23 protein-coding genes are annotated in these 25,009 nt (G+C 72.3%); 16 read left to right on the top strand and 7 right to left on the bottom strand.

The features are described 5' to 3' along the window. Positions 1–65 precede the first annotated feature (65 nt). The 7 genes from ACWCWD_RS01495 (at position 66) to ACWCWD_RS01525 (ending at position 6,825) form a co-directional block, all read left to right on the top strand. Positions 66–1,076, top strand: a complete 1,011-nt coding sequence (locus ACWCWD_RS01495; protein ID WP_450769314.1) for an aldo/keto reductase — start codon at positions 66–68, stop codon at positions 1,074–1,076. A 1-nt stretch (position 1,077) separates the two neighbouring features. Beyond that, positions 1,078–1,935 carry an amidohydrolase family protein gene (locus ACWCWD_RS01500; RefSeq protein ID WP_450769315.1) on the top strand — a complete coding sequence of 286 codons (858 nt, stop codon included), beginning with the start codon at positions 1,078–1,080 and terminating at the stop codon, positions 1,933–1,935. Positions 1,936–2,029: 94 nt separating this feature from the next. Then, entirely contained in the window at positions 2,030–2,890 is an 861-nt protein-coding gene (locus ACWCWD_RS01505; protein WP_450769317.1) for an Fpg/Nei family DNA glycosylase, read from the top strand. A 45-nt stretch (positions 2,891–2,935) separates the two neighbouring features. Then, positions 2,936–3,688 (top strand): LytR/AlgR family response regulator transcription factor, encoded by a 753-nt coding sequence (locus ACWCWD_RS01510; RefSeq protein ID WP_450769319.1) that lies wholly within the window; start codon positions 2,936–2,938, stop codon positions 3,686–3,688. A 47-nt stretch (positions 3,689–3,735) separates the two neighbouring features. After that, entirely contained in the window at positions 3,736–4,098 is a 363-nt protein-coding gene (locus tag ACWCWD_RS01515) for a hypothetical protein (protein WP_450769321.1), read from the top strand. Positions 4,099–4,147: 49 nt separating this feature from the next. After that, complete coding sequence (locus ACWCWD_RS01520) at positions 4,148–5,638, top strand: sodium/solute symporter (RefSeq protein ID WP_450769322.1); 1,491 nt, start codon at positions 4,148–4,150, stop codon at positions 5,636–5,638. Next, the gene (locus tag ACWCWD_RS01525; RefSeq protein WP_450769324.1) at positions 5,635–6,825 is read left to right on the top strand and encodes a sensor histidine kinase; all 1,191 of its coding nucleotides are present in this window, start codon (positions 5,635–5,637) and stop codon (positions 6,823–6,825) included. The genes ACWCWD_RS01520 and ACWCWD_RS01525 overlap by 4 nt, the downstream gene beginning before the upstream one ends. A 30-nt stretch (positions 6,826–6,855) precedes the next feature. Here ACWCWD_RS01525 and ACWCWD_RS01530 read toward each other — a convergent pair whose 3' ends face one another. Both ACWCWD_RS01530 and ACWCWD_RS01535 read right to left on the bottom strand, forming a co-directional pair. Then, positions 6,856–7,425: a sigma-70 family RNA polymerase sigma factor gene (locus ACWCWD_RS01530; RefSeq protein ID WP_450769326.1), complete on the bottom strand. Its 570-nt coding sequence runs from the start codon at positions 7,423–7,425 to the stop codon at positions 6,856–6,858. A 189-nt stretch (positions 7,426–7,614) separates the two neighbouring features. Beyond that, positions 7,615–8,076: a universal stress protein gene (locus tag ACWCWD_RS01535; RefSeq protein ID WP_450769328.1), complete on the bottom strand. Its 462-nt coding sequence runs from the start codon at positions 8,074–8,076 to the stop codon at positions 7,615–7,617. 157 nt (positions 8,077–8,233) lie between these two features. On the opposite strand from ACWCWD_RS01535, the gene ACWCWD_RS01540 reads away from it, so the two are divergent. Continuing rightward, positions 8,234–9,103 (top strand): polysaccharide deacetylase family protein, encoded by an 870-nt coding sequence (locus tag ACWCWD_RS01540; protein ID WP_450769330.1) that lies wholly within the window; start codon positions 8,234–8,236, stop codon positions 9,101–9,103. A gap of 148 nt (positions 9,104–9,251) precedes the next feature. Here the strand turns inward: ACWCWD_RS01540 and ACWCWD_RS01545 are convergent, their stop codons facing one another. Then, on the bottom strand, positions 9,252–9,911 hold the full coding sequence (locus ACWCWD_RS01545) for a class F sortase (RefSeq protein WP_450769668.1): 660 nt from the start codon (positions 9,909–9,911) through the stop codon (positions 9,252–9,254). Between the two features lie 322 nt (positions 9,912–10,233). On the opposite strand from ACWCWD_RS01545, the gene ACWCWD_RS01550 reads away from it, so the two are divergent. Further along, the gene (locus tag ACWCWD_RS01550; protein WP_450769332.1) at positions 10,234–10,797 is read left to right on the top strand and encodes a hypothetical protein; all 564 of its coding nucleotides are present in this window, start codon (positions 10,234–10,236) and stop codon (positions 10,795–10,797) included. Positions 10,798–10,927: 130 nt separating this feature from the next. Here ACWCWD_RS01550 and ACWCWD_RS01555 read toward each other — a convergent pair whose 3' ends face one another. After that, the gene (locus ACWCWD_RS01555) at positions 10,928–11,548 is read right to left on the bottom strand and encodes a hypothetical protein (RefSeq protein ID WP_450769334.1); all 621 of its coding nucleotides are present in this window, start codon (positions 11,546–11,548) and stop codon (positions 10,928–10,930) included. 190 nt (positions 11,549–11,738) lie between these two features. Continuing rightward, the gene (locus ACWCWD_RS01560) at positions 11,739–12,503 is read right to left on the bottom strand and encodes a bestrophin-like domain (RefSeq protein ID WP_450769335.1); all 765 of its coding nucleotides are present in this window, start codon (positions 12,501–12,503) and stop codon (positions 11,739–11,741) included. A 1,311-nt stretch (positions 12,504–13,814) separates the two neighbouring features. Here ACWCWD_RS01560 and ACWCWD_RS01565 point away from each other — a divergent pair. Next, positions 13,815–14,633 (top strand): SAM-dependent methyltransferase, encoded by an 819-nt coding sequence (locus ACWCWD_RS01565; RefSeq protein WP_450769337.1) that lies wholly within the window; start codon positions 13,815–13,817, stop codon positions 14,631–14,633. Continuing rightward, the gene (locus tag ACWCWD_RS01570) at positions 14,630–16,804 is read left to right on the top strand and encodes a putative bifunctional diguanylate cyclase/phosphodiesterase (RefSeq protein ID WP_450769338.1); all 2,175 of its coding nucleotides are present in this window, start codon (positions 14,630–14,632) and stop codon (positions 16,802–16,804) included. The genes ACWCWD_RS01565 and ACWCWD_RS01570 overlap by 4 nt, the downstream gene beginning before the upstream one ends. Positions 16,805–16,832: 28 nt before the next feature. Here the strand turns inward: ACWCWD_RS01570 and ACWCWD_RS01575 are convergent, their stop codons facing one another. Further along, complete coding sequence (locus tag ACWCWD_RS01575; protein ID WP_450769340.1) at positions 16,833–17,753, bottom strand: LysR family transcriptional regulator; 921 nt, start codon at positions 17,751–17,753, stop codon at positions 16,833–16,835. Between the two features lie 96 nt (positions 17,754–17,849). Here ACWCWD_RS01575 and ACWCWD_RS01580 point away from each other — a divergent pair, with 96 nt between their 5' ends. The 3 genes from ACWCWD_RS01580 to ACWCWD_RS01590 are packed head-to-tail and all read left to right on the top strand — an operon-like array spanning position 17,850 to position 21,251. Next, entirely contained in the window at positions 17,850–18,557 is a 708-nt protein-coding gene (locus tag ACWCWD_RS01580) for a succinate dehydrogenase (RefSeq protein WP_266714369.1), read from the top strand. A gap of 1 nt (position 18,558) precedes the next feature. Next, positions 18,559–20,508 (top strand): fumarate reductase/succinate dehydrogenase flavoprotein subunit, encoded by a 1,950-nt coding sequence (locus ACWCWD_RS01585; RefSeq protein WP_450769342.1) that lies wholly within the window; start codon positions 18,559–18,561, stop codon positions 20,506–20,508. After that, the gene (locus tag ACWCWD_RS01590; protein ID WP_450769343.1) at positions 20,505–21,251 is read left to right on the top strand and encodes a succinate dehydrogenase/fumarate reductase iron-sulfur subunit; all 747 of its coding nucleotides are present in this window, start codon (positions 20,505–20,507) and stop codon (positions 21,249–21,251) included. The genes ACWCWD_RS01585 and ACWCWD_RS01590 overlap by 4 nt, the downstream gene beginning before the upstream one ends. Positions 21,252–21,410: 159 nt before the next feature. Here ACWCWD_RS01590 and ACWCWD_RS01595 read toward each other — a convergent pair whose 3' ends face one another. After that, positions 21,411–23,834, bottom strand: coding sequence for an ABC transporter (locus tag ACWCWD_RS01595; RefSeq protein WP_450769344.1), 2,424 nt, complete (start codon positions 23,832–23,834; stop codon positions 21,411–21,413). A 172-nt stretch (positions 23,835–24,006) separates the two neighbouring features. Here ACWCWD_RS01595 and ACWCWD_RS01600 point away from each other — a divergent pair, with 172 nt between their 5' ends. Together ACWCWD_RS01600 and ACWCWD_RS01605 are read left to right on the top strand one after the other, a co-directional pair. Then, entirely contained in the window at positions 24,007–24,537 is a 531-nt protein-coding gene (locus tag ACWCWD_RS01600; protein ID WP_450769345.1) for a DUF3618 domain-containing protein, read from the top strand. Continuing rightward, complete coding sequence (locus tag ACWCWD_RS01605) at positions 24,534–24,800, top strand: DUF4235 domain-containing protein (protein WP_450769346.1); 267 nt, start codon at positions 24,534–24,536, stop codon at positions 24,798–24,800. The genes ACWCWD_RS01600 and ACWCWD_RS01605 overlap by 4 nt, the downstream gene beginning before the upstream one ends. Positions 24,801–25,009: the final 209 nt, after the last annotated feature.

Genomic DNA, 25,009 nt, shown 5'->3' on the forward strand with positions numbered 1-25,009 from the left:
GCCCCAGTGATCCGATGAATTATCGCCCTGTACGGAAAGCGATCATTCAGTGAGGGCGGCAGGCCATGCGGCGCAGCACACTCGGACGTACCGCCGTGGAGGTCACCGAACTGTCCTTCGGGGCAGCGGCCATCGGCAATCTCTTCAGCGCCGTCGACCCCGAACAGGCGGCCCTCGCGGTGGACGCCGCGTGGGACGAGGGCGTCCGGCACTTCGACACCGCCCCGCACTACGGACTCGGCCTCTCCGAGCGACGGCTCGGCGCCGCACTGCGGTCCCGGCCCCGCGCCTCGTACACCCTCTCCACCAAGGTCGGGCGGATCCTCGACCCGCTGCCCGCCGGGACCCCGGTGCCGGACGGCCTCGACGACGGGTTCGCCGTTCCGGTGACGCACCGGCGGCGCTGGGACTTCAGCGCGGACGGGGTACGCAGGTCCGTCGAGGACAGCCTGGGGCGCCTCGGCCTCGACCGTATCGACGTGGCCTATCTGCACGACCCCGACGACCACGCGGAAGCCGCCTTCGGTGAGGCGTACCCCGCTCTGGAACGGCTGCGCGACGAGGGCGTCGTCGGCGCGATCGGCGCCGGAATGAACCAGACCGCCATGCTCACCCGCTTCCTGCGGGACACCGACGTCGACGTCGTGCTCTGCGCCGGCCGGCACACCCTGCTCGACGGCAGCGCGCTGGACGAACTCCTCCCCGAGGCCGAGGCCCGGGGGCGCAGCGTCGTCGTCGGCGGGGTGTTCAACTCGGGCCTCCTCGCGGACCCGCGCCCCGGCGCCCCCTACGACTACGCGGCCGCCCCCGCCGCACTGCTCGAACGCGCCCTGCGCATGAAGGCCGTCACCGAGGCGCACGGCGTCCCGCTGCGCGCCGCCGCCCTGCACCACTCCCTCGCCCACCCCGCCGTCGCCAGCGTGCTGGTCGGCACCCGCTCGCCCGACGAGGTGCGCGACGCCGCGGCCCTGCTGCGCACCCCGCTGCCGTCGGCACTCTGGGACGACCTGCGGGCCGAGGGGCTCCTCCCGGCCCCCGGCGCGCCCACCGGGTCCCGCGCCCCCGAGGAGCGCTGACATGGCCGCGCCCGCCACGACCGTCGACGCCCACCACCACGTCTGGGACCTCTCCGTACGCGACCAGGAGTGGATCACCGGCGAGGAACTCGCCCCCATCCGCCGCGACTTCACCCTCGCCGACCTGGAACCCGAGGCCCGGGCGGCGGGCGTGGGCGCCACCGTCCTCGTCCAGACCGTCACCGTCGCCGAGGAGACGCCCGAGTTCCTCGCCCTCGCCCACGGCAGCGACCTCGTCGCCGGAGTCGTCGGCTGGACCGACCTCACCGCCCCGGACGTCGCCGGCACCCTCGCCGCACTGCGGGAGCTGCCCGGCGGCGACCTGCTCACCGGCATCCGCCACCAGGTCCAGGGCGAGAGCGACCCGCGCTGGCTGCTCCGCCCCGACGTGCTGCGCGGCCTGGCCGCCGTCGCCGACGCAGGACTCGCGTACGACCTGATCGTCCGCCCCCACCAGCTGCCCGCCGCCACGGCCGCCGCCGCACTGCTGCCCGGGCTCACCTTCGTACTCGACCACGCCGGGAAGCCCCCCGTCGCCCAAGGGCACCTCCAGCCCTGGGCCGACGACCTGCGCGCGCTGGCCGCACTGCCGAACACGGTCTGCAAGCTCTCCGGCCTCGTCACCGAAGCCGACCCGCACCACTGGACCACGGACGATCTGCGCCCCTTCACCGACGTCCTGCTCGACGCCTTCGGACCGCACCGGCTGATGTTCGGCTCGGACTGGCCGGTGTGCCGGCTCGCCGCCCCGTACGCGGAGGTCCTGGAGGCCGCGCGCACCCTGACCGCGGACCTCTCCGAGGACGAGCGCGCCGCCGTCTTCGCCGGGACGGCGACCCGCGTGTACCGGCTCGGCTGAAACGCCCCCGGGCACGGGCGCCGGGCCGTCGGCGCACAGCACGGCCCGGGGCCAGCGGTGGCCGACCGTACGGGGACTGCGGCAGGCTGGATACATGCCCGAGCTGCCGGAAGTCGAAGCCCTGCGGGTCTTCCTCGGCGACCACCTGGTCGGCAGGGAGATCGCCGGTGTCCTCCCGCTCTCCGTCAATGTGCTCAAGACGTACGATCCGCCACCCGCCGCGCTGGAGGGTGCCACCGTCACCTCCGTGGACCGGTACGGCAAGTTCCTCGACATCGGTGCCGGACCGCTCCACCTCGTCACCCATCTGGCCCGGGCCGGCTGGCTCCGGTGGCGGGACTCCTTCCCCGCCAAACCGCCCGGACCCGGCAAGGGGCCGCTCGCCCTCCGTACCGTCCTCACCGGAGGCGACGGATTCGACCTGACCGAGATGGGCAGCAAGAAGCGGCTCGCCGTGTACCTCGTCCACGACCCGATGGACGTACCCGGCATCGCCCGGCTCGGCCCCGACCCGCTCGCCGCGGACTTCGACCGGGACGCCCTCGCCGCCCTCCTCGACGGGGAGCGCCGCCAGATCAAGGGCGCGCTCCGCGACCAGTCGCTGATCGCGGGCATCGGCAACGCCTACAGCGACGAGATCCTGCACGCCGCGAAGATGTCCCCGTTCAAGCGCACCGCCGACCTCGACGACGACGACATCAGCCGCCTCCACACCGCGCTGCGCACCACCCTGGAGGACGCGGTCGCCCGCTCCAGCGGGGTCGCCGCCGGCGAGCTCAAGTCCGAGAAGCGCAGCGGCATGCGGGTCCACGGGCGTGCGGGGGAGCCCTGCCCGGTCTGCGGGGACACCGTCCTGGAGGTGTCCTTCAGTGATTCCGCCCTCCAGTACTGCCCCACCTGCCAGACCGGCGGGAAGCCGCTCGCCGACCGCAGGACGTCACGCTTCCTGAAATGAACAGGTCACGCAGAGGCCGCCGGGCACCGCCTACACTCCGGCCTCATGCTGCGCGTACTCGCCGTCGACGACGAAGAACCGGCCCTGGAGGAACTCCTCTACCTCCTGCGTGCCGACCCCCGCATCCGCAGCGCCGAAGGCGCCACCGGTGCCACCGAGGCGCTGCGCCGCATCGGCGCCGCGGTCGACGCGGGACCCGACGACCCCGGTGCGATCGACGTCGTCTTCCTGGACATCCACATGGCCGGCCTCACCGGGCTCGACATCGCCCAGCTGCTGGCCGGGTTCGCCGCGCCGCCGCTCATCGTCTTCGTCACCGCCCACGAGGGCTTCGCCGGCCACGCCTCCGACCTCAAGGCCGTCGACTACGTGCTCAAGCCCGTGCGCCGCGAACGCCTCGCCGAGGCCGTCCGCCGCGTCGCCGGACAGATGGGGGAGCGCACCGCGCCCGCGCACGACACCGGATGCGACCCGGTACAGGTCGAACTCGGCGGAGTGATCCGGTTCGTGCCCGTCGAGGACATCGCGTACGCCGAGGCCCAGGGCGACTACGCCCGCCTGCACACCGACACCGGAAGCCACCTCGTACGGATTCCGCTCACCACGCTGGAGGAACGCTGGCGCTCCCGGGGCTTCGTCCGCATCCACCGCCGCCACCTCGTCGCCCTCGCCCGCATCGACGAACTCCGCCTGGAAGCGGGCAGCATGAGCGTCCGCATCGGCGGTGCGGAACTCGCCGTGAGCCGCCGCCACAGCCGAGCCCTGCGCGATCTGCTGATGCGCCAGGGAAGCCGCTGACCAGGCCCCTTCCCAGCCGGCCCCCGCGCGCCCTAAACTTCCAGCCCATGTCCGCAGAGCCCACGCCCCGGCGCGAGGTCGTCACCGGAGTACCCCGGCGGGTGCGTCCGCTGCCGCGCCACCGCACCCAGTCCGAGATCGACGAGCAGACCGCCCTCGGCGGAGCGTACGTACGCTCACTGATGCGCAGCCAGCTCCGGGCCGGGCTCACCGCCTTCGCCGCCCTCGCGCTCGTCGCCGGCACCCTCCCGCTCGTCTTCACCACCCTGCGCAGCGGCGCGGTCGTCTGGGCCGTCCTCGGCTTCGCCGCCTACCTGCCGATCACCCTCCTCGCCTGGTGGTACGTACGCCGGGCCGAACGCAACGAGCGTGACTTCGCCCGGCTCGTGGAAGGCCGCCCCGCCCTGTGAGGAACCCCGTCGGCCCCTGCGCCCACCCCTGCGAAGGGCGCCTTGAGCGGTGAACGCGCCCGACCACGCGGCGTCGTGGGCCGCGGTCGCCCTCGTCGTCCTCGCCACGGTGCTCGTCGGCGGGTTCGGCCTGCGGATATCCCGCACCACCTCCGACTTCTACGTCGCCTCCCGCACCGTCCGCCCCCGCCTCAACGCGGCGGCGATCAGCGGCGAATACCTCTCCGCCGCCTCCTTCCTCGGCATCGCCGGACTGGTGCTCGTGCACGGCCCCGACATGCTCTGGTACCCGGTCGGCTACACGGCCGGATATCTGGTGCTCCTCTTCTTCGTCGCGGCCCCGCTCCGCCGCTCGGGGGCGTACACCCTGCCCGACTTCGCCGAAGGACGCCTCGAATCGCGCCAGGTACGCCGCCTGGTCAGCGTCTTCGTCGTCGGCGCGGGCTGGCTCTACCTCGTGCCCCAGCTCCAGGGGGCCGGGCTCACGCTCCAGATCCTCACCGGCGCACCCGGCTGGCTCGGGGACGTCCTCGTCGCCTCGGTCGTGGTGGTCGCGGTCGCGGCGGGCGGGATGCGGTCGATCACCTTCGTCCAGGTCTTCCAGTACTGGCTGAAGCTGACCGCGCTCCTGGTCCCCGCACTCTTCCTCGTACTCGCCTGGCAGGGGGACGGCCGCCCGGCCGTCACCTTCGGCGGACAGCACGCCGTCTTCCGCGCCGACCACCCGCTCTACGCCACGTACGGGCTGATCGTCGCCACCTTCCTCGGCACCATGGGGCTCCCGCACGTCGTCGTCCGCTTCTACACCAGCCCCAACGGCCGCGACGCGCGCCGCACCACCGTGGCCGTGCTCGCCCTCGTCGGCGTCTTCTACCTGCTGCCGCCCGTCTACGGAGCGCTGGGGCGCCTGTACGCCCCCGAACTGCGGCACGGCGGTGACGCCGACGCCGCCGTCCTGCTGCTGCCCGCGCGGGTCATCGGAGGGCTCGGCGGCGACCTGCTGGGCGCGCTGATCGCCGGGGGAGCCTTCGCCGCGTTCCTCTCCACCGCCTCCGGTCTGACCGTCGCCGTGGCCGGGGTCATCACCCAGGACGTCCTGCCGCAGCGCGGCGTGCGCTACTTCCGGCCCGCGACCGTCCTCGCCATCGCCGTGCCGCTGGCCGGGTCGCTGCTGGTCAGCAGGGTGCCGGTGGCCGACGCGGTGGCCATGGCCTTCGCCGTCTCCGCCTCGTCCTTCTGCCCCCTGCTGGTGCTCGGCATCTGGTGGCGCCGCCTCACCCCGCCCGGAGCCATCGCCGGACTCCTGCTCGGCGGCGGCTCGGCGCTCCTCGCCGTCGCGATCACGGTGAGCGGGGCCGTACGGCCGCCGGGCTGGCCCCACGCGCTGCTGGCCTGGCCCGCCGTGTGGTCGGTGCCGGTCGGCTTCCTCGCGATGGTCCTCGTCTCGCTCGCCACCCCGGGGCGCGTCCCCCCGGGCACCAACGCGGTGATGACCCGCTTCCACCTGCCGGAAGCCCTGACCTCGGGGAGGGACCGATGACCGGGGCACAGATCGCGGTCCTCGCCGTGGCGGCCGCCCTGCCGGCCGGAGCGGCCTTCCTGCTCGGCCGCCGCACCGCCCGCCCCGTACGGCCCAGCGACGTCGGGACCCCTGTCGAGCACGCGACCTTCGAGACCCTGCACACCGCGTCGCTGGCCGCACCCCCACTGCGGGCCGGCCTGACCGAGGACAGCGCCCGCCGCTCCGCCCGCCGGCTGCGCTCCCTGCTGGGTACCGACGCGCTCTGCCTCACCGACCGGGAGCGGGTGCTCGTCTGGGACGGCGCGGGACACCACCACGGCCCCGACGTCATGGAACAGGTCAGGAACCTGCTGGAGAACGGCCGCGACACCGCCTTCGCCACCGACTGCGAGGACCTCGACTGCCCGCTGCGCTGGGCGGTCGCCGTACCGCTCACCGTCGACAACCGGGTCCTCGGAGCGCTCGTCGCCCACGCGCCACGCGAGTCGGCGGTCCTGGCACGCGCGACGGGCGAGGTGGCCCGCTGGGTCTGCGTACAGCTGGAACTCGCCGAACTCGACCGCTCCCGGACCCAGTTGATCGAGGCCGAGATCAAGGCGCTGCGCGCCCAGATCTCCCCGCACTTCATCTTCAACTCACTGGCCGCCATCGCGTCGTTCGTCCGCACCGACCCCGAGCAGGCCCGCGAACTCCTCCTGGAGTTCGCCGACTTCACCCGCTACTCATTCCGCCGCCACGGCGACTTCACCACGCTCGCCGACGAACTCCACTCCATCGACCAGTACTTGGCGCTGGTGCGGGCACGTTTCGGTGAGCGGCTCGCGGTCACCCTGCAAGTGGCGCCCGAGGTGCTGCCCGTCGCCCTGCCCTTCCTCTGCCTCCAGCCGCTCGTCGAGAACGCGGTCAAGCACGGGCTCGAAGGGGCCGTCACCCGCAGCCGGATCACCATCTCCGCCCTGGACGCGGGCTCCGAGGCCGAGGTCGTCATCGAGGACGACGGCACCGGCATGGACCCCGAACGCCTGCGGCAGATCCTGCGCGGCGAGGGCGGCGCCTCGACCGGCATCGGCCTGCTCAACGTCGACGAGCGGCTGCGCCAGGTGTACGGCGACGACTACGGGCTCGTCATCGAGACCGGCGTCGGCGCGGGCATGAAGATCACCCTGCGGTTCCCCAAGTACCGCGCCGGTGTGCACGGTTCCTGAACCGGGGCCCGCTGGGGCCACGGCATCCGCCTACACGGAGGTGGTGCAGGCTTTCGCATGCCTCGTCCGGCCGGCCGCGCGGGACCTTTCGGAGTAGCCGGGCAGACCGCGCTGGAGCAGCCGGAGGGCGTAGTAGGAGCGTGACTTGACCGTGCCCGGCGGAATGCCGAGCACCTCGGCCGTCTCCCCGACGCTGAGCCCGCGGAAGTAGATCTCCTCCAGCACGGCACGGTGTTCGGGGCTCAGACCGCGTACCGCCGCGCGCACGTCGAGGGAGCGGACCGCGGAGTCGGCGGTGTCCAGCGGGGCGGACGCGCACTCCAGCACGGAGTCGCTCACCTCGGCGGGGCGCGCCTGCCGGGACCGCCGCGCGTCGATGGCCAGGCGCCGGGCGACGGTGAAGAGCCACGGCCGCATGGACTCGTACGGTGCGGCGAAGGCCTCGGGGTGCTGCCACGCGCGCACCAGCGTCTCCTGGACCAGATCCTCGGCCCCCTGGCTGTCGCCGTAGGTCAGTTGCTGGAGGAAGTGCAGGAGCGCGGGGCCGTGTTCCCGCAGCAGCTCCGCGATGGCCCGCTCGTCGGTGGTCGTCGTGGACATCGTGGAACGTCCCTTCCCGCAGGTCGCAGGCGGCCTCGTCGCCGCCTGGCGTATACGAACGCATCCGACGGGCCAAGGGCCAGGCTGCGGGCCGGAGCGTGCGACGAGCGGTCGCACGGTGCGGTGAACGGTCGCCGGCCCCCCCGGCAGCGGGCCCCGACGGGCCTCGGGGTTACGGCACCACGGGGGTTACGGCACCACCGTCACCGGCCAGCGGCCCGCCTTCACCAGCCGCACCGCCACCGAGCCGATGATCCGGTGCCCGGCCGACTCGGAGGCGCCGACCACGACGGCGTCCGCCTTCAGCTCGTCCGCGGCGGTGACGAGCCCGTTGTACGGGTCACCGGGGAAGGTGTGGAACTCCCAGCGCACGTCCCAGGTGTCCTTCATCCGCTCCGAGGAGCTGCGGATCTCGTTGATCAGCCCCTCCGCCACGTCCCCGGTGGTTCCCGAGACCGGCGCCCCGAGCGCCGCCCCGGTGACGTTCAAGGGCTGGACGTAGACCAGCGCCAGCACGGCGTGTTGTCTGCGCGCGAGCCCGGCGGCGTAGGCCGCCGCCCTCATGGAGGACTCGGAGCCGTCGATGCCCGCGACGATCACCTTGGGACCGTCGGTGCCTCGTTCGAACTGGTGTCGCTGTTGCTCGGTCACGGCTGGAAGGCTAGCCGCTCCCGCGCGCGGCGCCGAACGGGGTCCCACGTGCGGTGTTGGACCGGTCGGCACAGGCGCGGCCCTTCCATCGGGTGGACCTCGCCCGGCCCTCGTGTCGCAAAGTCCGGTGAAAGGATCTTCGTGCGAGCAGTTAGTCATGAAATACGAAAAGAAGCAGCCGGGGCGTCGAACGCTGCTGAGAATCGCCGCCGGGTTCGGCGCGGCGGCCGCCGTTCGCCTCATCGCGGCGGAACCGGCCGGCACCCCCACCGGACCGGCCGCCGCCCCGCGGACCCCGGTGGCCGCGGGCCCTCCCGCCGCAGGCCCGCCGGCCGCGGCGCCCCGCCGGCCCTCCGCCTACCGGCTCCAGCCCATGGTCGGCCCGGCCGCCGAGACCGCACCCCGCCGCCGCCCCGCGCTGCCGCCCGTACGCACCCGGCCCTTCGAGGAGCTGCCGGACCTCGGGCACGCGATGGTGCTCACCTTCGACGACGGCCCCGACCCCGTCTACACCCCGCAGATCCTGGCCACCCTGCGCAGGCACCAGGTGCACGCCATGTTCTTCCTCTGCGGCGAGATGGCCGACGACAACCAGGATCTGGTGCGGGCCATCGCCGAGGACGGACACGTGATCGGCAACCATTCCTGGACGCATCCCCTGATGACCGGTCTGACCCGGGCGGAGGCGAGGGACGAGATCGAGCGGACCAGCGAGGTGATCCGGCGGACGGCCGGGGACGCGCCGCTGTGGTTCCGGGCGCCCTACGGGGCGTGGAACCGCAACGTCTTCGAGATCGGCGCCGAGCTGGACATGGAACCGATGGCATGGACGGTCGACACGCTGGACTGGGAGACGCCCGGCACCGACGCGATCATCGGCCGGGTGCTGGACGGCGCGGCCCCGGGCGTGGTCGTCCTCTCCCACGACGCCGGCGGCAACCGCTCGCAGACCGTCGAGGCGCTTCCCCAGTACCTGCCCCGCCTGATCGACCAGGGCTACCGGCTCACGGTGCCGTACCGCACCTGAAACACCGGGGCCTCTCCGCAGGGAGCGGGCGCACGGCGCGTGCGGCGTGCGCGCCGGCCGCGTACGGGGGCGGCGCGGCTCGCGCAGCGGGTCCGGCCGGTCCGGCGGGAGGCCCCGGACACCTGCGGTACGGGCGGGCGAAGACGGCTCAGCGGGTCTCCACCAGGCGGGCGAAGACGACCACGTTTCCGTCGTACCCGCCGGCCTTCGTGTAACCGCCGCCGCAGGTGATGACGCGCAGCTCGGCGTAGCCGGTGTCGCCGTAGACCCGGGGGCCGGGGAAGTCGGCCTTGGAGAAGACCTCCACGCCGTAGATCTCGAAGACCGCGACCCGGCCGTCGTAGCGGGTCACCTCCACGTGCTCGCCCTTCGTGAGGGCGCCGAGCCCGTAGAAGACGGCGGGCCCCGACATGTTGTCCACGTGGCCGACGATCACCGATGTTCCCCGCTGACCGGGGGAGATGCCGTTCTGGTACCAGCCCGCCAGGTTGGTGTCCTGCGGGGAGGGCGCGGCGATCCAGCCGTCCTGATCGAGGCCCACGTCCACGATCGGGGCGTCCACCTTGATGGCCGCGATCGAGACGCGGGCGGCGGGGGCGTACGGCAGCACCTGCACCGGCTCCGCCGCCGGGGGGACGCTCCCGGTGTCCTGGGAGCTGTCGATCCGGGCGGCGGCCACCGGCTGCGGCGGCCCGGCCGGCACGTCGACGCCGTTCCTCATCAGCGCGATCCCGGTGAGCATGACCAGGGCGACGGCACCCCAGGGAGTGTGTCTGGTCCGCTGGACCTTCCAGTTGTCCCGGCCCATGGTTCTCCCTTTCGTCGCCACGCTCGGCACGCTAAGGGCGCGGGGGCACGACGGCGATCGGAGCGGCGCGAACGGGTGGCGCCGGATTCGCCGCAGGTCAGCCGCCCTGCCTGTCGGAGTAATGGCCGGATAAAAGTTCTGACGGTCCGTGACCTGCGACTCCGTCAGTTCGCGCCGCGCACCGCTCGGCGTGTCGCCGTACCGGGGACGGCGGTGCCGACATGCGACCCGCAGGAGGTTCTGGTGAGGGTTCGTCATGGGACGCGTTCGACCGATCCCGGAGGAGAGGCTTCCGGGGCGCGTCCCGCTGGAGGTTCACACGATGCGTGTCACACGCGCTCTCGCGGTCACCGCGACGGCATTCGCGGCGGTCGGACTCGCCCCCTCGCTGGCCGCCGCCGGCGGCGGCCCGTCCCCGTCCGTCCCGGTGAACGTCACCGTCAACCCGCGTGCGGTCCACCAGGGTGCCACGCTGCAGATCAGCGCTCAGGGCTGCAACCGCGGCGGCCGGGTGTGGTCGAACGCGTTCCCGACGGTGGAGCTCTCGGCGGGCCGCACCGGCTACGCCACCGCGCGCATCCGCTACGACACCACCCCCGGGCACTACAACCTGTCGGTGCGCTGCAACAACAACAGCAACAACAGCAACAACAACGGCTTCGGCGACGACGACGTCAACGACTTCGGCAACGGCAACGGCAACGGCGCCGTGGCGACGGCGCGGTTCACCGTGCTCGACGGCCGGGGGGCCCAGGGCGGCCTCGGCGGCTCCATGGGGCCGGGCTCCACGGAGACGCGGATCGGCGGTGGGCTGGTGGCGGCCGCGGCCGTCGGCGGCGCCGTCTTCATCGTCCGCCGTCGTCGGACGAGCAATGCGGCCGTGTAGGGCCTCCCGCTCGGATCAGACCCTGGAGCCGTCCCTGCCACCCGGCCCGATACGCCCGTCGCCCCGAGTCCCGGACCAGGGACCCGGGGCGACCGACGTTCGCGCGTGTGCCCCGGCCGGCCGTCACCGGTCAGTGCCGGCCGGCGGTGCCGCGACGGCGTACGAAGAAGACGGTGCCGGCGGCGGCGGTCAGGACGAGGGCCGCACCCAGGGCGAGCTCCTCGCCGTCGAGCGATTCGATGCTTCCGCCGAGACCGCCCTGGACGCCCGCGGGTGCGGGGAGCGACGTGGAGTTCGCCGTCGCGACGGCCGTGGCGGTGCCGATCACCGGCGTGACGGCGGCGGGGGCGGTGGACGAGCCCGTACCCGTGCTCGTGGTGGTGCTCGTGCCCGTGCCCGCTCCGCCAGTGATGGTGAGGCTGGCGTTCTTGGCATCGCCGCTGGAGCCGCATTTGAAGGTCACCGCGTAGATGGCACCCTGCTGGGCATCTCCGTCCACCGTGGCGACGGCCGTGGTGGTTCCGCTGGGGATGACGGCGGTGTCGAAGACTCCCGAGGTGACGGTCGTCCCGCCCGAGCACCCGCCGCTGCCCAGCGTGACCTGTCCGCCGGGCGCTATCACCGACGGCGTGACGGTGGGGGTGAACGGCGGGGTGCTCCCCCCGTCCTGTGAGGCGTGGGCGGCGGGAGACGCGAGGAGGAGGGCGGTGGCGCCGGACAGGGCGAGGGGTGCGACACGTATCGCGCGCATGTGAGCCTCCGGGGACCGAGGCGTATCCGCGGAACCGGTTTCCGCGAGGTGGGAAGCACGAGGAAATACGTCTCGGTGTCCGACACGCTAGGAGCGCGCCACATCACCCGCGATCGGAGTAAGGCGAATGGGGCAGCGCGGTCCCCCGGGCGGCTCACCGCGCGGGGGACGCGTCCGTCCGGGGTCCTCCTCAGCGCGCGGCGTGCGGGAAGAGGTCGAAGAAGGGAGCGGCGGTCGCCGAGATACCTCGTCCGAAGGGGGCGTCGAAGTCCCAGATCAGGAAGAGGAGGAATGCGATCAGCACGCTGAAGAGGCCCGCGAGGAGCAGCTCTCTGAAGGTTCTGCGGATCTGGAGTGTGAAGATCAGTCCGACGGTCACCAGGGCGCCGATGATGAGACCGAACCACACCACCCCCGGCATCGTGGCGCCGGCGTTCTGCCCGCGCGCGCTGCGTGCGTCGTCGGCCGCCGCGACCTGGTCCACGAGCGGCTGGTAGGCCTGGCCCTCGTGGTCGTTCCGCGGGACGTACTCGGTGACGTCCGCGCGGATGGTGTCGAGGAGCCGGGTCCCATGATCCGTGAGGGAGCCGTGCTTCTCCATGTACCGCCATTCGTCGTCGACCACGTAGGAGACGTAGGTGTCGACGTCGGCGCGGATGCGGTTGCGGACCTCCGCCGGATAGACGGACGAGCGCGCGTGCACCTCGTGCAGCGCCTGGGCCTCCAGGCGTACGGACTCCTGGGCGGAGCTGCGGCCCTCCCAGACGCCCGCGATGGCGAGGCCGAGCACGATCGCGTACACCACGCCGATCATCATCGTCATGTACTCGATGACGTCGGGCGTCTCGGAGGGGTCGTCGTCCTCGCCGACGCGGCGGTTGTTGAGGACGGCGATGGTGAGTACGACGGCACAGACCGATGCCATCGCGATGGAGAGGGCGATCCATTCCGACAAGGTGTCCTCCGTCGGGTCAGCGGGACGAACGAGGCCGGAGCACGGCGACGGCGAACACGGCGGGAGCCGTGATCATCAGGGTCAGCGTCACCAACGAGGTTCCACTGTCGTGCACTTGGCGCCGGGGCTTGCGATAGGCCGGCAGCGCGACGACATGGGCCGTGGGGTGCGCGGACGGAGTGGGTGAGGGGGTCGGCGACGGACTCGGCTCCGGTGCGGGCGGTGGCGCGGGTGCGGGGGCCGGAGGCGTCGCCCGGGGAGTGGGCGGCGGGAGCGCGCGCGGTGCCGGCGGCCGGGGTTTCGGCGGTGGCGGCGGGGGCTCCGGAGTGGGGGACGGTTCGGGCTTCGGGGTCGGGGGCGGGGGAGTGGGGGACGGCGGAGGCGGGGTGGGTTCCGGCGACGGCGAGGGTGGCGGCGTCGGGGGAGGCGTCGGTGGAGGCGTGCATACGCCGCTTCCCGCCACGGCGACCGCGGTGATACCGCCGTCCGGCCCGATGACGGCGACCGCGCAGGCGTCCGCGACCGCCGGGGCGGGCGCGGACATCAGCCAGAGGAGGGCGGTGGCCGCGGTGAGCCGTCCGATACGTGATCCGTGCACGCCCCGGATCATGGTCCTCCTCGGGGGGATGCACACGAAGCACTCGGGTGATTCGCCTGATGGTGGGACAATCGCCGATTTTCATGTACGGAAGGGGGGAAGCGTGCTGTGTCTTCCGGCGGAGAGGCGCCGAGGGGCGGTCGCCCTACTCGGACCGCACGGACTGTTTCCGGTGAGCGGTCCCTGACGGACAGTGAGGGCCGACTTCCTTTTCCGGGGGGCGCGTTCGGCGCGGCGGGCGGTGGAACCTGCCGCGGGATCCCGCCTCCCGCCCCGTGGTGCTCATTCGGCGTGGCCTGAAATGCCGCTCGGAGGGCGGGTTCCCCGGTGTGTGGTTACCGGGGGGTCGGTTTCCGATGGCGGGCCGACAACTCGCCTTTCGATAAAGGGCGGTGATGCCGCGAGAGGGGCCCGGTGAGGCCCGCGGAAGAGTGCCGTACGATATGTGATATGAAGACTCCGGAGATGCCCGATTCAACACCGCTGAGGAGTCGGCCAGTTCCGGATCGACCCTCGACGGCCCGGCAGGAACTCCGGTCGCTCCGCGTTCACCTGCGGATACGTACGGTGGTCACACCTGTCACCGGGGTGTGACCAATAACGGACCGCTAATTTCCGTTTCCTCTCGCTCTCTTGGCGGTCGGTCAGTAGCCTCTGGTCAACACTGACCATGAACATGGCCGGATCGTCGTGGCGACTTGTTGGAGACATCGATGGAGCGTCCCGCCTGGGCACCGCAAGGCATAGACATATCGGTGCCGAGCGTGTCCCGCATGTACGACTTCTATCTGGGCGGCTCGCACAATTTCGAGGTGGACCGGGAAGCGGCCCGCAGGGCGATGGAGTTCATGCCCGGCCTCCCCAAGATCATGCAGGCCAATCGCGCGTTCATGCGCAGGGCGGTGCGTTACGCGGTGGCCTCGGGCGTCACCCAGTTCCTGGACATCGGCTCGGGCATACCGACCTTCGGCAACGTCCACGAGGTCGCCCACGCCGCCGACCCCACCGCGCGCATCGCCTACGTCGACCACGACCCGGTCGCGGTGGCGCACAGCCGTGCGGTTCTCGACGGGGACAGCCGCACCACCGTCGTCGCCGCCGATCTGCGGCGTCCGCGGGAGATCCTGAAGAACCCGGAGATCGGCGAACTGCTCGACCTGGAAAGGCCGGTGGCCCTCCTGCTGGTGGCCGTGCTCCACTTCGTCGAGGATTCCGAGGACCCGTACGCCGCCGTCGCCGAACTGCGTGACGCGCTCGCCCCGGGCAGCCTGCTCGTGGTCACCCACGCCGCGTACGAGGGCATCCCGCTCAGCCGTGAGGAGGCGGGCGGCGCCGTGGGCGTGTACAGCAAGATCCGCAACCCGCTCATCATGCGCTCGCCCGAGGAGGTGGGCCGCTTCTTCGAGGGCTGGGAGCTGGTGGACCCGGGGCTGGTCCAGATGCCGGACTGGCGGCCCGACCCCGGCACGGCCGGTGAGCCGGAAGACCCGTTCGCCTTCTCGGGCTACGCCGGTGTGGGGCGCAAGGCGTGAGCATCCCCGCCCAGAAGTCCGGAGCGCCGGACGAGGAACCGGACGGCCCCGAGGACCGGCTCCGGAGATTCGCCACGATCTGGAGCCGGGCCATCTTCCCGTCGACGGCCACCTCGCTGACCCGTCCCGAGTTCGAACAGCATCTGCTGCCCCTGGCACGCGAGCTGAACGAGACCCTGCACGCCCGCCCGTTCGACGCGGCACCCGCCCAGCAGGTCGGCACCGCACTCGTCGCCGCCCACTGCACCGACCCCGACGCCCTGAGCGCCACCCTCGGCGTCATCGACTCGTACCTGGTGCTCTACTGCGGCGGCAACGGCCCCGCCGAGCTCTCGACCGAGGACAGCCGGGCCCGCAGCGCGCGCATCCAGCACGCCCTGGCCGGGGGGTACAGCCACGCGCTGCGCGAGCGGACCCTGGGCGAGCAGGAGGCCATCGCCCGCTCCGCGCTGACCGCGCGTTCGCACGCCGAGCAGGTGCTGCACGAGACGCAGGCCCGCTTCCAGGCGGTCTTCGCGGAAGCGGCCATCGGCATCGCCATCGCCGACCTCGACGGCAACGTGCTGGAGATCAACGACACCCTCACCCGGATGTTCGGCGGTCTCGACAGCCATGTCCGCAGCCGCAAGCTGACCGACTGGGCCCACCCGGAGGACACCCCGCACGTCTGGCGGTACTACCACGACCTCGTCCGCGGCGAACGCGACCACTACCGCGTCGAGAAGCCCTACTACCGCAACGACGGCACGGTCCTGTGGACCAACCTCACGGTGTCGCTGCTGCGCGACTCGGAGGGGAACCCCGAGTACCAGCTGGCGCTCATGGAGGACACCACCGAGCGCAGGCTGCTGAACCTGAGGCTGCGGTACGAGGCCACCCATGACGCGCTCACCGGACTGCCCAACCGGACGCTCTTCTTCGAGCGGCTGGAGAAGGCGGTGGCGGCCAAGGGCGGCACCCGCTTCGGGCTCTGCTACCTCGATCTCGACGGCTTCAAGGCGATCAACGACAGCCTCGGCCACGCGGCGGGCGACCGCCTGCTCGTCGAGGTCGCGGACCGGCTGCAGAGCTGCGCGACGGCGCAGGGCGAGATGGTGGCCCGGCTCGGCGGCGACGAGTTCGTGGCGCTGACCACCGGCCCGAACACCGCGCGGGAGGTGGGCGACCTCGCCTGCCGCATCCTGAACGTGCTGTCCACGCCCATCCGGATCGAGGGGCGGGAACTGACCGTGCGCGGCTCCATCGGAGTCGTCGAAGGCCCCTCCGGCATCCGCAGCGCCGCCGAGGTGCTGCGCAGCGCGGACATCACGATGTACCGCGCCAAATCGGCCGGCGGCAACCGCTTCGAGCTCGCCGACGAGGAGGCCGACGCCCGGGCCATCACCCGGCACGGGCTCACCACCGCCCTCCCGGCGGCCCTGGAGCGGGGCGAGTTCTTCATCGAGTACCAGCCGCTGGTGCACCTCGGCGACGGCAGCGTGCACGGCGCGGAGGCCCTCGTCCGCTGGCTGCATCCGCAGCACGGCATCCTCGGACCGGACCAGTTCATCCCGCTCGCCGAGCACACCGGCCTCATCGTGCCGCTCGGCCGCTGGGTGCTCGAAGAGTCCGTCCGCCAGGCCCACCACTGGCAGGAACGTCACAGCGACGGCGGCCCCCTGCGGATCAACGTCAACCTCTCGCCGACCCAGCTCCACCACCCCCGGCTCGTCGCCGAGACCGTGGACGTGCTGGAACGGTCCGGTCTGGAGCCCGGCGCGCTCTGCCTGGAGCTCACCGAGTCCGCCCTGATCGGCGCCGACGACGGACTGCTCAAACCGCTGCGCCAGCTCGCGGAGATGGGCGTCGACATCGCCCTCGACGACTTCGGCACCGGCTACTCCAACCTCGCCAACCTGCGCCGCCTCCCGGTCAGCGTGCTCAAGCTCGACCGGTCCTTCACCCGGGGCATGCAGCGGCACCCGGCGGACCCCGTCGACCTGAAGATCGTGGAGGGGATCGTCACCCTGGCGCACAGCCTCGAACTGGCGGTCACGGTGGAGGGCGTGGAGACGGCGGCCCAGGCGGAGCAGCTGCGGGAGCTGGGCTGCGACACCGCCCAGGGGTGGTACTACGCCCGTCCCGGCGCCCCGGACCGCATCCATTCGCTGGTGCTGGCCGACGCGGTGTGAGCGGGGGCGGACGGCTTTCGGGGCCCGTTCACCCCTGCCCGGCGGACCCCCCGAGCAGGCTGCCCGGATCCGCCTCCAGCAGCATCCGCTGGAACTCCCTGGCCGCGCGGGGCGGTGCCACGTCGGTGCGGTGGGCCAGCGCGATGGTCCGCCGCAGCCCGGGCGGGGCCAGCGGCGTCATCCGCAGGCCCTGCCCTGCCCGGCCCGCGACCATGCGCGGCACCACGGCCATGCCGAGACCCGCCCGTACGAAGCCGAGCACCGCGTCCATCTCGCCGCCCTCCACGGTGAAGGTGGGCTCGAAGCCCTCCGCCCGGCAGGCGGCCACGGTGAGCTCCCGCAGGTCGTAGCCGTGGCGGAACATCACCAGCGGTACGCCCTGGAGGTCGGCGATCCGCACGGACTTCCCCCGGCCCGGTGCGGGCGCGTCCGCCGCCGACACCACGACCAGGTCCTCGTGCAGCAGCTCCACCGTGGTCAACGCCGGTGAGGCGGCGGGCAATGGGAGTACCAGCAGGGCGATGTCGAGCGCCCCGCGCGCCAGTTGGCGTACCAGGTCGTGCGAACCGCCCTCCTCCAGCAGCAGTTCGATCCCCGGGTGCCGGTCGTGGTACGCCCGCAGCACGTCGGGCAGCAGGCCGGTGCAGATGCTCGGGGTGGCGCCGAGACGGATGCGCCCGCGCCGCAGCCGCACCAGCTCCTGCACCTCGCGGCGCGCGCTCTCCGCGTCCGCGAGGATGCGCCGGGCCAGCGGCAGCAGGGTCTCGCCCGCGTCGGTCAGCGCGATGTTGCCCCGGGCCCGGCTGAACAGCTCCGCGCCCAGCTCGTTCTCCAGGGCCCGGATCTGCTGGGACAGCGAGGGCTGGGAGACGTGCACCGCCTCGGCGGCCCGGGTGAAGTGCCGGGCCTCGGCGACGGCCACGAAATAAGTGAGCTGCTGGAAGTGCATAAAGGCAGGTTAAACCCGTTGCATAGGCCATGCCTATGGAGATCAGCGTGTTCATCTCTTGGACCGATGGGGACGTCCGGCCCTACCGTCGTGCCCATGGCATTGGCAACACGGGCGGAACGACGGCCGTCCATGACGCGCACGCTCTGGGACTCGACCGTCGGCAAGAAAACGATCATGGCAGTGAGCGGCCTGATCATGCTGGGCTACCTGGTCGTCCACATGCTGGGCAACCTGAAGATCTTCTTCGGGCCCGGCGAGTTCAACCACTACGCGCACTGGCTGCGCACGCTCGGCGAGCCCTTCCTCCACCACGAGTGGGCGCTCTGGATCGTCCGCCTGGTGCTGGTCGCCGCCGTGGTGCTGCACGCCGTCTCCGCGTACCAGCTCAGCCGGCGCGACCTCAGGGCGCGCCCCGTCGGCTACGTCCACAAGAGGGCCCGGGCGAGCTACGCCACCCGGACCATGCGGTGGGGCGGCATCATCCTCGCGCTCTTCATCGTCTGGCACATCCTCGACCTCACCACCGGCACCGTGCACAGCGGCGGATTCCAGGCCGGGCACCCGTACCAGAACGTCGTCGACACCTTCTCCACCTGGTACGGCGACGTCATCTACATCGTCGCGGTGCTCGCCGTCGGCCTCCACGTCCAGCACGGATTCTGGAGCGCCGCGCAGACCCTCGGAGTCGGCAGCGCCACCCGCGACCGGGTCCTGAAGACCCTGGCCAACGTGATCGCGGTGGTGCTCACCGCGGGATTCGTGTCCGTACCCGTTGCCGTCATGACCGGAGTCGTGAGCTGACATGAGCGACTACACGCAGTACCGCACGGGCGAGCCGCTCGTCGACACCAAGGCCCCCGAGGGGCCCGTCGCCGAACGCTGGGACACCCGCCGCTTCGAGGCCAAGCTCGTCAACCCGGCGAATCGCCGCAAGCACACGGTGATCGTCGTCGGAACCGGCCTCGCCGGCGGTTCGGCCGGCGCCACCCTCGCCGAACAGGGCTACCACGTCGTCCAGTTCTGCTTCCAGGACTCCCCGCGGCGCGCCCACTCGGTCGCGGCCCAGGGCGGCATCAACGCCGCGAAGAACTACCGCAACGACGGCGATTCCGTCCACCGGCTCTTCTACGACACCGTCAAGGGCGGCGACTTCCGCGCCCGCGAGTCCAACGTGCACCGGCTCGCGCAGATCTCCGTCGAGATCATCGACCAGTGCGTCGCACAGGGCGTCCCCTTCGCCCGCGAGTACGGCGGCCTCCTCGACAACCGCTCCTTCGGCGGAGTTCAGGTCTCCCGCACCTTCTACGCCCGGGGCCAGACCGGACAGCAACTCCTCCTCGGCGCCTACCAGGCGCTCTCCCGGCAGATCGCCGCGGGCAACGTCGAACTCCACGCGCGCACCGAGATGCTCGACCTGATCGTGGTCGACGGACGGGCCCGCGGCATCGTCGCCCGCGACCTGGTCACCGGCCGGATCGACACCTACTTCGCCGACGCGGTCGTGCTGGCCAGCGGCGGCTACGGCAACGTCTTCTACCTCTCGACCAACGCGATGAACTCCAACGCCACCGCCGTCTGGCGGGCCCACCGGCGCGGCGCCCACTTCGCGAACCCCTGCTTCACCCAGATCCACCCCACCTGCATCCCGCGAACCGGCGACCACCAGTCCAAGCTCACCCTGATGAGCGAGTCGCTCCGCAACGACGGCCGGATCTGGGTTCCCAAGGCCAAGGGCGACGACCGCCCGGCCAACGAGATCCCCGAGGACGAGCGCGACTACTACCTGGAGCGGATCTACCCCGCCTTCGGCAACCTCGTCCCGCGCGACATCGCCTCCCGCGCCGCGAAGAACGTCTGCGACGAGGGCCGCGGCGTCGGCCCCGGCGGCCAGGGCGTCTACCTGGACTTCGCCGACGCCATCGCCCGGATGGGCCGCGCCAAGGTCGAGGAGAAGTACGGCAACCTCTTCGACATGTACGCCCGGATCACCGCCGAGGACCCGTACGAGACCCCGATGCGGATCTACCCCGCCGTGCACTACACGATGGGCGGTCTCTGGGTCGACTACGACCTCCAGACCACGATCCCCGGACTCTTCGCGATCGGCGAGGCCAACTTCTCCGACCACGGAGCCAACCGCCTCGGCGCCTCCGCGCTGATGCAGGGCCTCGCCGACGGCTACTTCGTCCTGCCGTCCACCATCAACGACTACCTCGCCCGCAATCCGCACACCACCCCCGTGGGCGCGGACCACCCGGCGGTCGTGGAGACGGTCGCCGAGACCGAGGACCGGCTCAACCTGCTGCTCGCCGTCGACGGCGACCGCACCCCCGACTCCTTCCACCGCGAGATCGGCGAACTCATGTGGGAGTTCTGCGGGATGGCCCGCACGGAGGAAGGGCTGCGCACGGCCCTCGCGCGCATCCCCCAGATCCGCGAGGAGTTCTGGCGCCGCGTCAAGGTCCCCGGCACCGGCGAGCAGTTCAACCAGTCGCTGGAGAAGGCCAACCGGATCGTCGACTACCTGGAGCTCGCCGAGCTGATGTGCCTCGACGCCCTCCACCGCGCCGAATCCTGCGGCGGCCACTTCCGCGAGGAGTCGCAGACCCCGGACGGCGAAGCCGCCCGCCGGGACGAGGAGTTCTCCTACGCCGCCGCGTGGGAGTTCACCGCCACCGGCGAGGCCCCCGTCCTGCACAAGGAAGACCTCGTGTTCGAGTACGTACACCCCACCCAGCGGAGCTACGCATGAAGCTCACCCTGCGCGTCTGGCGCCAGCGAGACGCCGAGGCGCCCGGCGCCATGGCCACCTACGAAGTCGACGGCATCTCGCAGGACATGTCGTTCCTCGAAATGCTCGACACCCTCAACGAGGGGCTCATCCTCGAAGGCGACGAGCCGGTCGCCTTCGACCACGACTGCCGCGAAGGCATCTGCGGAGCGTGCAGCCTCGTCATCAACGGCGACGCGCACGGCCCCGAACGCACCACCACCTGCCAGCTCCACATGCGGTCCTTCGACGACGGCGACACCATCGACATCGAGCCCTGGCGCGCCTCCGCGTTCCCGGTCATCAAGGACCTGGTGGTCGACCGCTCGGCCTTCGACCGCATCATCCAGTCCGGCGGCTACATCTCCGCCCCCACCGGTACGGCCCCCGACGCGCACGCCACCCCCGTGCCCAAGCCGGACGCCGACTTCGCCTTCGAGCACGCCGAGTGCATCGGCTGCGGCGCCTGCGTCGCCGCCTGCCCCAACGGCTCGGCGATGCTCTTCACCTCGGCGAAGATCAACCATCTCAACGTGCTCCCGCAGGGCGCGCCCGAGCGGGAGACCCGGGTGCTCGACATGGTCGCCACCATGGACGCGGAGGGCTTCGGCGGCTGCACCCTGACCGGCGAGTGCGCCACCGCCTGCCCGAAGGGGATCCCGCTCCCGTCGATCGCCGCCATGAACAAGGAGTGGCTGCGCGCCACCCGCAAGGTCCGGCGCTGACCCGGGAAGCGTCACCCGACCGTCCCGCCGTCGCACCGTGGGCGCCGGCGGGACCTGCCGGAGGGGGCGGAGCGGTTTTCAAGGGGCCGCTCCACCCCCTCCGGTTCTCCATGGGCCCCGTGCCCACCCCCTCCGGGCTCTCGTCTCCCGGCGGTCCGCTCAGCCCGTACGCAGCGCCCGGGCGAGGAACGGGGCCGTGCGGCTGCCCGCCGCCCGCGCGACCTCGGCCGGGGCGCCCGCCGCGACGATCCGCCCGCCCTCCTCGCCGCCGCCGGGCCCCATGTCGATCACATGGTCCGCACCCGCCACCACCGCCATGTCGTGCTCCACGACCACCACCGTGCCGCCCGCGTCCACCAGCCCGTGCAACTGGCGCATCAGCACCTCCACATCGGCCGGATGCAGCCCCGTCGTCGGCTCGTCCAGCACGTACAGGGTGTGACCCCGCCGGGCGCGCTGGAGCTCCGCCGCCAGTTTGATCCGCTGCGCCTCACCGCCCGACAGCTCGGTGGCGGGCTGCCCGAGGCGCAGATAGCCGAGCCCCACCTCGTTCAGCGTGCGCAGGCTCCGCTCGGCGGCCGGCACCCCGGCGAAGAACCCGGCCGCCGCCTCCACCGTGAGATCCAGCACTTCGGCGATGGAGAGCCCGCGCAGGGTGACCTCCAGCGTCGGCGGGTTGTAGCGCGCCCCGTGGCAGTCCGGGCAGGGCGCGTACGTGCTGGGCAGGAAGAGCAGCTCCACCGAGACGAACCCCTCGCCCTGGCAGGTCTCGCACCGCCCGCCCGCCACGTTGAACGAGAACCGCCCCGCCCGGTAGCCGCGCTCCCGCGCCGTCTCCGTCTCCGCGAACAGTTTGCGTACGACGTCGAACAGGCCCGTGTACGTGGCCAGGTTGGAGCGCGGCGTACGGCCGATGGGCTTCTGGTCCACCTGCACGAGCCGGTCCACCGCCTCCAGCCCCCGCGCGGACACGCAGTCCCGTACGACGGGCGCCTGCGGCTGATCAGCCGCCCGCGAGGCCTGGCGGTCGGCGAGCACCCCGGCGAGCACCTGGCCGACCAGCGTCGACTTGCCCGAACCCGAGACGCCCGTGACGGCGGTGAAGACCCCGAGCGGGAACGCCACGTCGACGCCCCGCACGTTGTGGCGCCGGACCCCTTCGAGCCGCACCTCGCCGGACGGGGTGCGCGGCGGACGGGCGGCGGGCGCGGCCCCGTCGAAGAGGAAGCGCCGGGTCGCCGACTCCGCCACCTCGGCGAGACCGGCCGGCGGACCGCTGTGCAGCACCCGGCCGCCGTGCTCCCCGGCGAGCGGCCCCACATCGACCAGCCAGTCGGCCTGCCGCACCACGTCCAACTGGTGCTCCACCACGAAGACCGAGTTCCCGGCCCGCTTCAGCCTGCCGAGCACCGCCAGCAGGGACGCCGTGTCCGCCGGGTGCAGACCCGCAGACGGCTCGTCCAGCACGTACACCACACCGAACAGACCGGACCGCAACTGCGTGGCCAGACGCAGTCGTTGGAGTTCGCCGGAAGAGAGCGTGGGCGCCGTCCGGTCGAGGCTAAGATAGCCGAGACCCAGCTCGGTGACCGTCCCGATGCGGGCCAGCAGATCCGTGGTCATCACCCGCGCCGTCGCATCTCCGCCGGACGCGCGCAGCACCTGGGACAGAGCCGCCAGCGGCAGCGCGGCCAGCTCCGCGATGGTGTGCCCGGCGAAGGTCACCGCCATCGCCTCCGGCCGCAGCCGCCCGCCCTCGCAGACCGGACACGGAACGCTCGTCAGGAAACGCTCCGCCCGCGCCCGCAGGGTCCGGCTCCGGGAGTCCGCGAACGTGTGCATCACATAGCGCCGGGCGCTCATGTACGTACCCTGGTACGGGCGTTGGATGCGACCCGCATCACGCACCGGATGGACCGTCACCACCGGCTGCTCGTCCGTGAAGAGGATCCACTCCCGCTCCCCGGCCGGAAGGTCGCGCCAGGGCCGGTCGACGTCGTACCCGAGGGCGTCCAGCACGTCCCGCAGGTTCTTGCCCTGCCACGCACCCGGCCAGGCCGCGATCGCCCCCTCCCGGATCGACAACGAGGCGTCCGGGACGAGGAGTTCCTCCGAAGTGCGGTGGATCCGCCCGAGCCCGTGGCACTCGGGGCAGGCACCCGCGGCGGTGTTGGGGGAGAAGGCGTCCGAATCCAGCCGCTCGGCGCCCTCCGGATACTCCCCGGCCCGGGAGAAGAGCATCCGCAACGAGTTGGAGAGCGTGGTCACCGTACCCACCGAGGAACGCTCGCCCGCCGAGGAGCGGCGCTGCTCCAGCGAGACGGCCGGCGGCAGCCCGGTGATCTCGCCGACCGCCGGAGCGCCGACCTGGTGGATCAGCCGGCGGGCGTACGGCGCCACCGACTCGAAGTACCGCCGCTGCGCCTCCGCGTAGATGGTGCCGAACGCCAGCGACGACTTGCCGGAACCGGAGACTCCGGTGAAGACGGTCAGGGTGTCGCGGGGGATGTCCACGTCGACGTTCTGGAGGTTGTGCTCGCGGGCGCCGCGCACCCGGACGTACGGATCGTGGGGGGTGGACATCGGTGCGGACTCCGAACATGTGGGGATAAATAGTCGCATTCTAAAGGGCTGTCCGGTCGGACGAGGCATTGCCTGCCCGCCCGGGGGCACGCGGGGAGCATGCCGATGATCCACGGCCGGCCGGGGCGGGCGACCGTCCGGCCGGCACGGACGAGAAGGAGAGTGCTGAGCGATGACGGATGACCAGAACCCCCGCGAGGACGGTTCCGTACCGACACCGGAGGACCTCCGGGCACAGGCGTCGGCCGCGCGCGACGAACTCGGCCGGACGGTCGAGCAACTGGCGGCGACGGCCGACGCGACCGTACGCGCCCGGGCCGACGAGCTGACCTCGCAGGCGCGGGAGAAGACGGCGGACGTGACCGCGCTGGGTCAGGAGAAGGCGGCCGGGGCGAAGGACCGGGCCGTGGAGAAGGCCGAAGAGCTACGGGCCCGCGCCTCGGCGAAGGCCGCAGAGGCGCGCGCGGAGGCGCGGGAGCGGACTCCGGACGCCGTGCTGGGCACCGCGGCGCAGGCCCAGCAGCAGATCGGGGTGGCCGTCCGGACCCTCGGGGAGAAGTTCCAGGAGCACGCGCCCGAGCCCGTACGCCGGGGCGCCGACCGCGTGGCCCACGCCGCGCGGGGCAAGGAGGGACTGCTGGTCGCCGGGGGAGTGGCCGCCGTCGCGGTGGTCGCCGTCGCGCGTCACCGGCGGCGCGGGTGAACGTCCCCGCCCTCGTGTACAAGCCCGTCGGCCTCGCGGCCGGGGTGGCGGGCGGCCTGGTCGCCGGGGCCGTGTTCCGCCAGGTGTGGAAGGCGGTCGCCCACGAGGACGAAGCCCCGAACCCGACGGACCGCGACCGCGGCTGGCCGGAGATCCTCGCCGCGGCGGCCCTGCAAGGGGCGGTCTTCTCCACCGTCCGCGCCGCGGTCGGACGCGGCGGGGCCATCACCGTCCGGCGCCTGACGGGGACCTGGCCCGACTGAGGGCCGAGGCCGGGCAGAAGACCCCGGCAACTCCGACGCCCCCGGATCCACCGAGGAGTCCGCCACCGGAACACGAACCGGTGGCGGACTCCTCGCGTGTCCAGCGCTGCCGGACGGCTCCGAACTCCTCACCGGCGTCGGCCGGTCCGGTCCTCTGCCCTCACTCCGGCGGGTGGGCGTTCCGTGCCGGTGTGGTGCGCTTCGACTTT

Source organism: Streptomyces sp. NPDC001493, assembly GCF_053597235.1.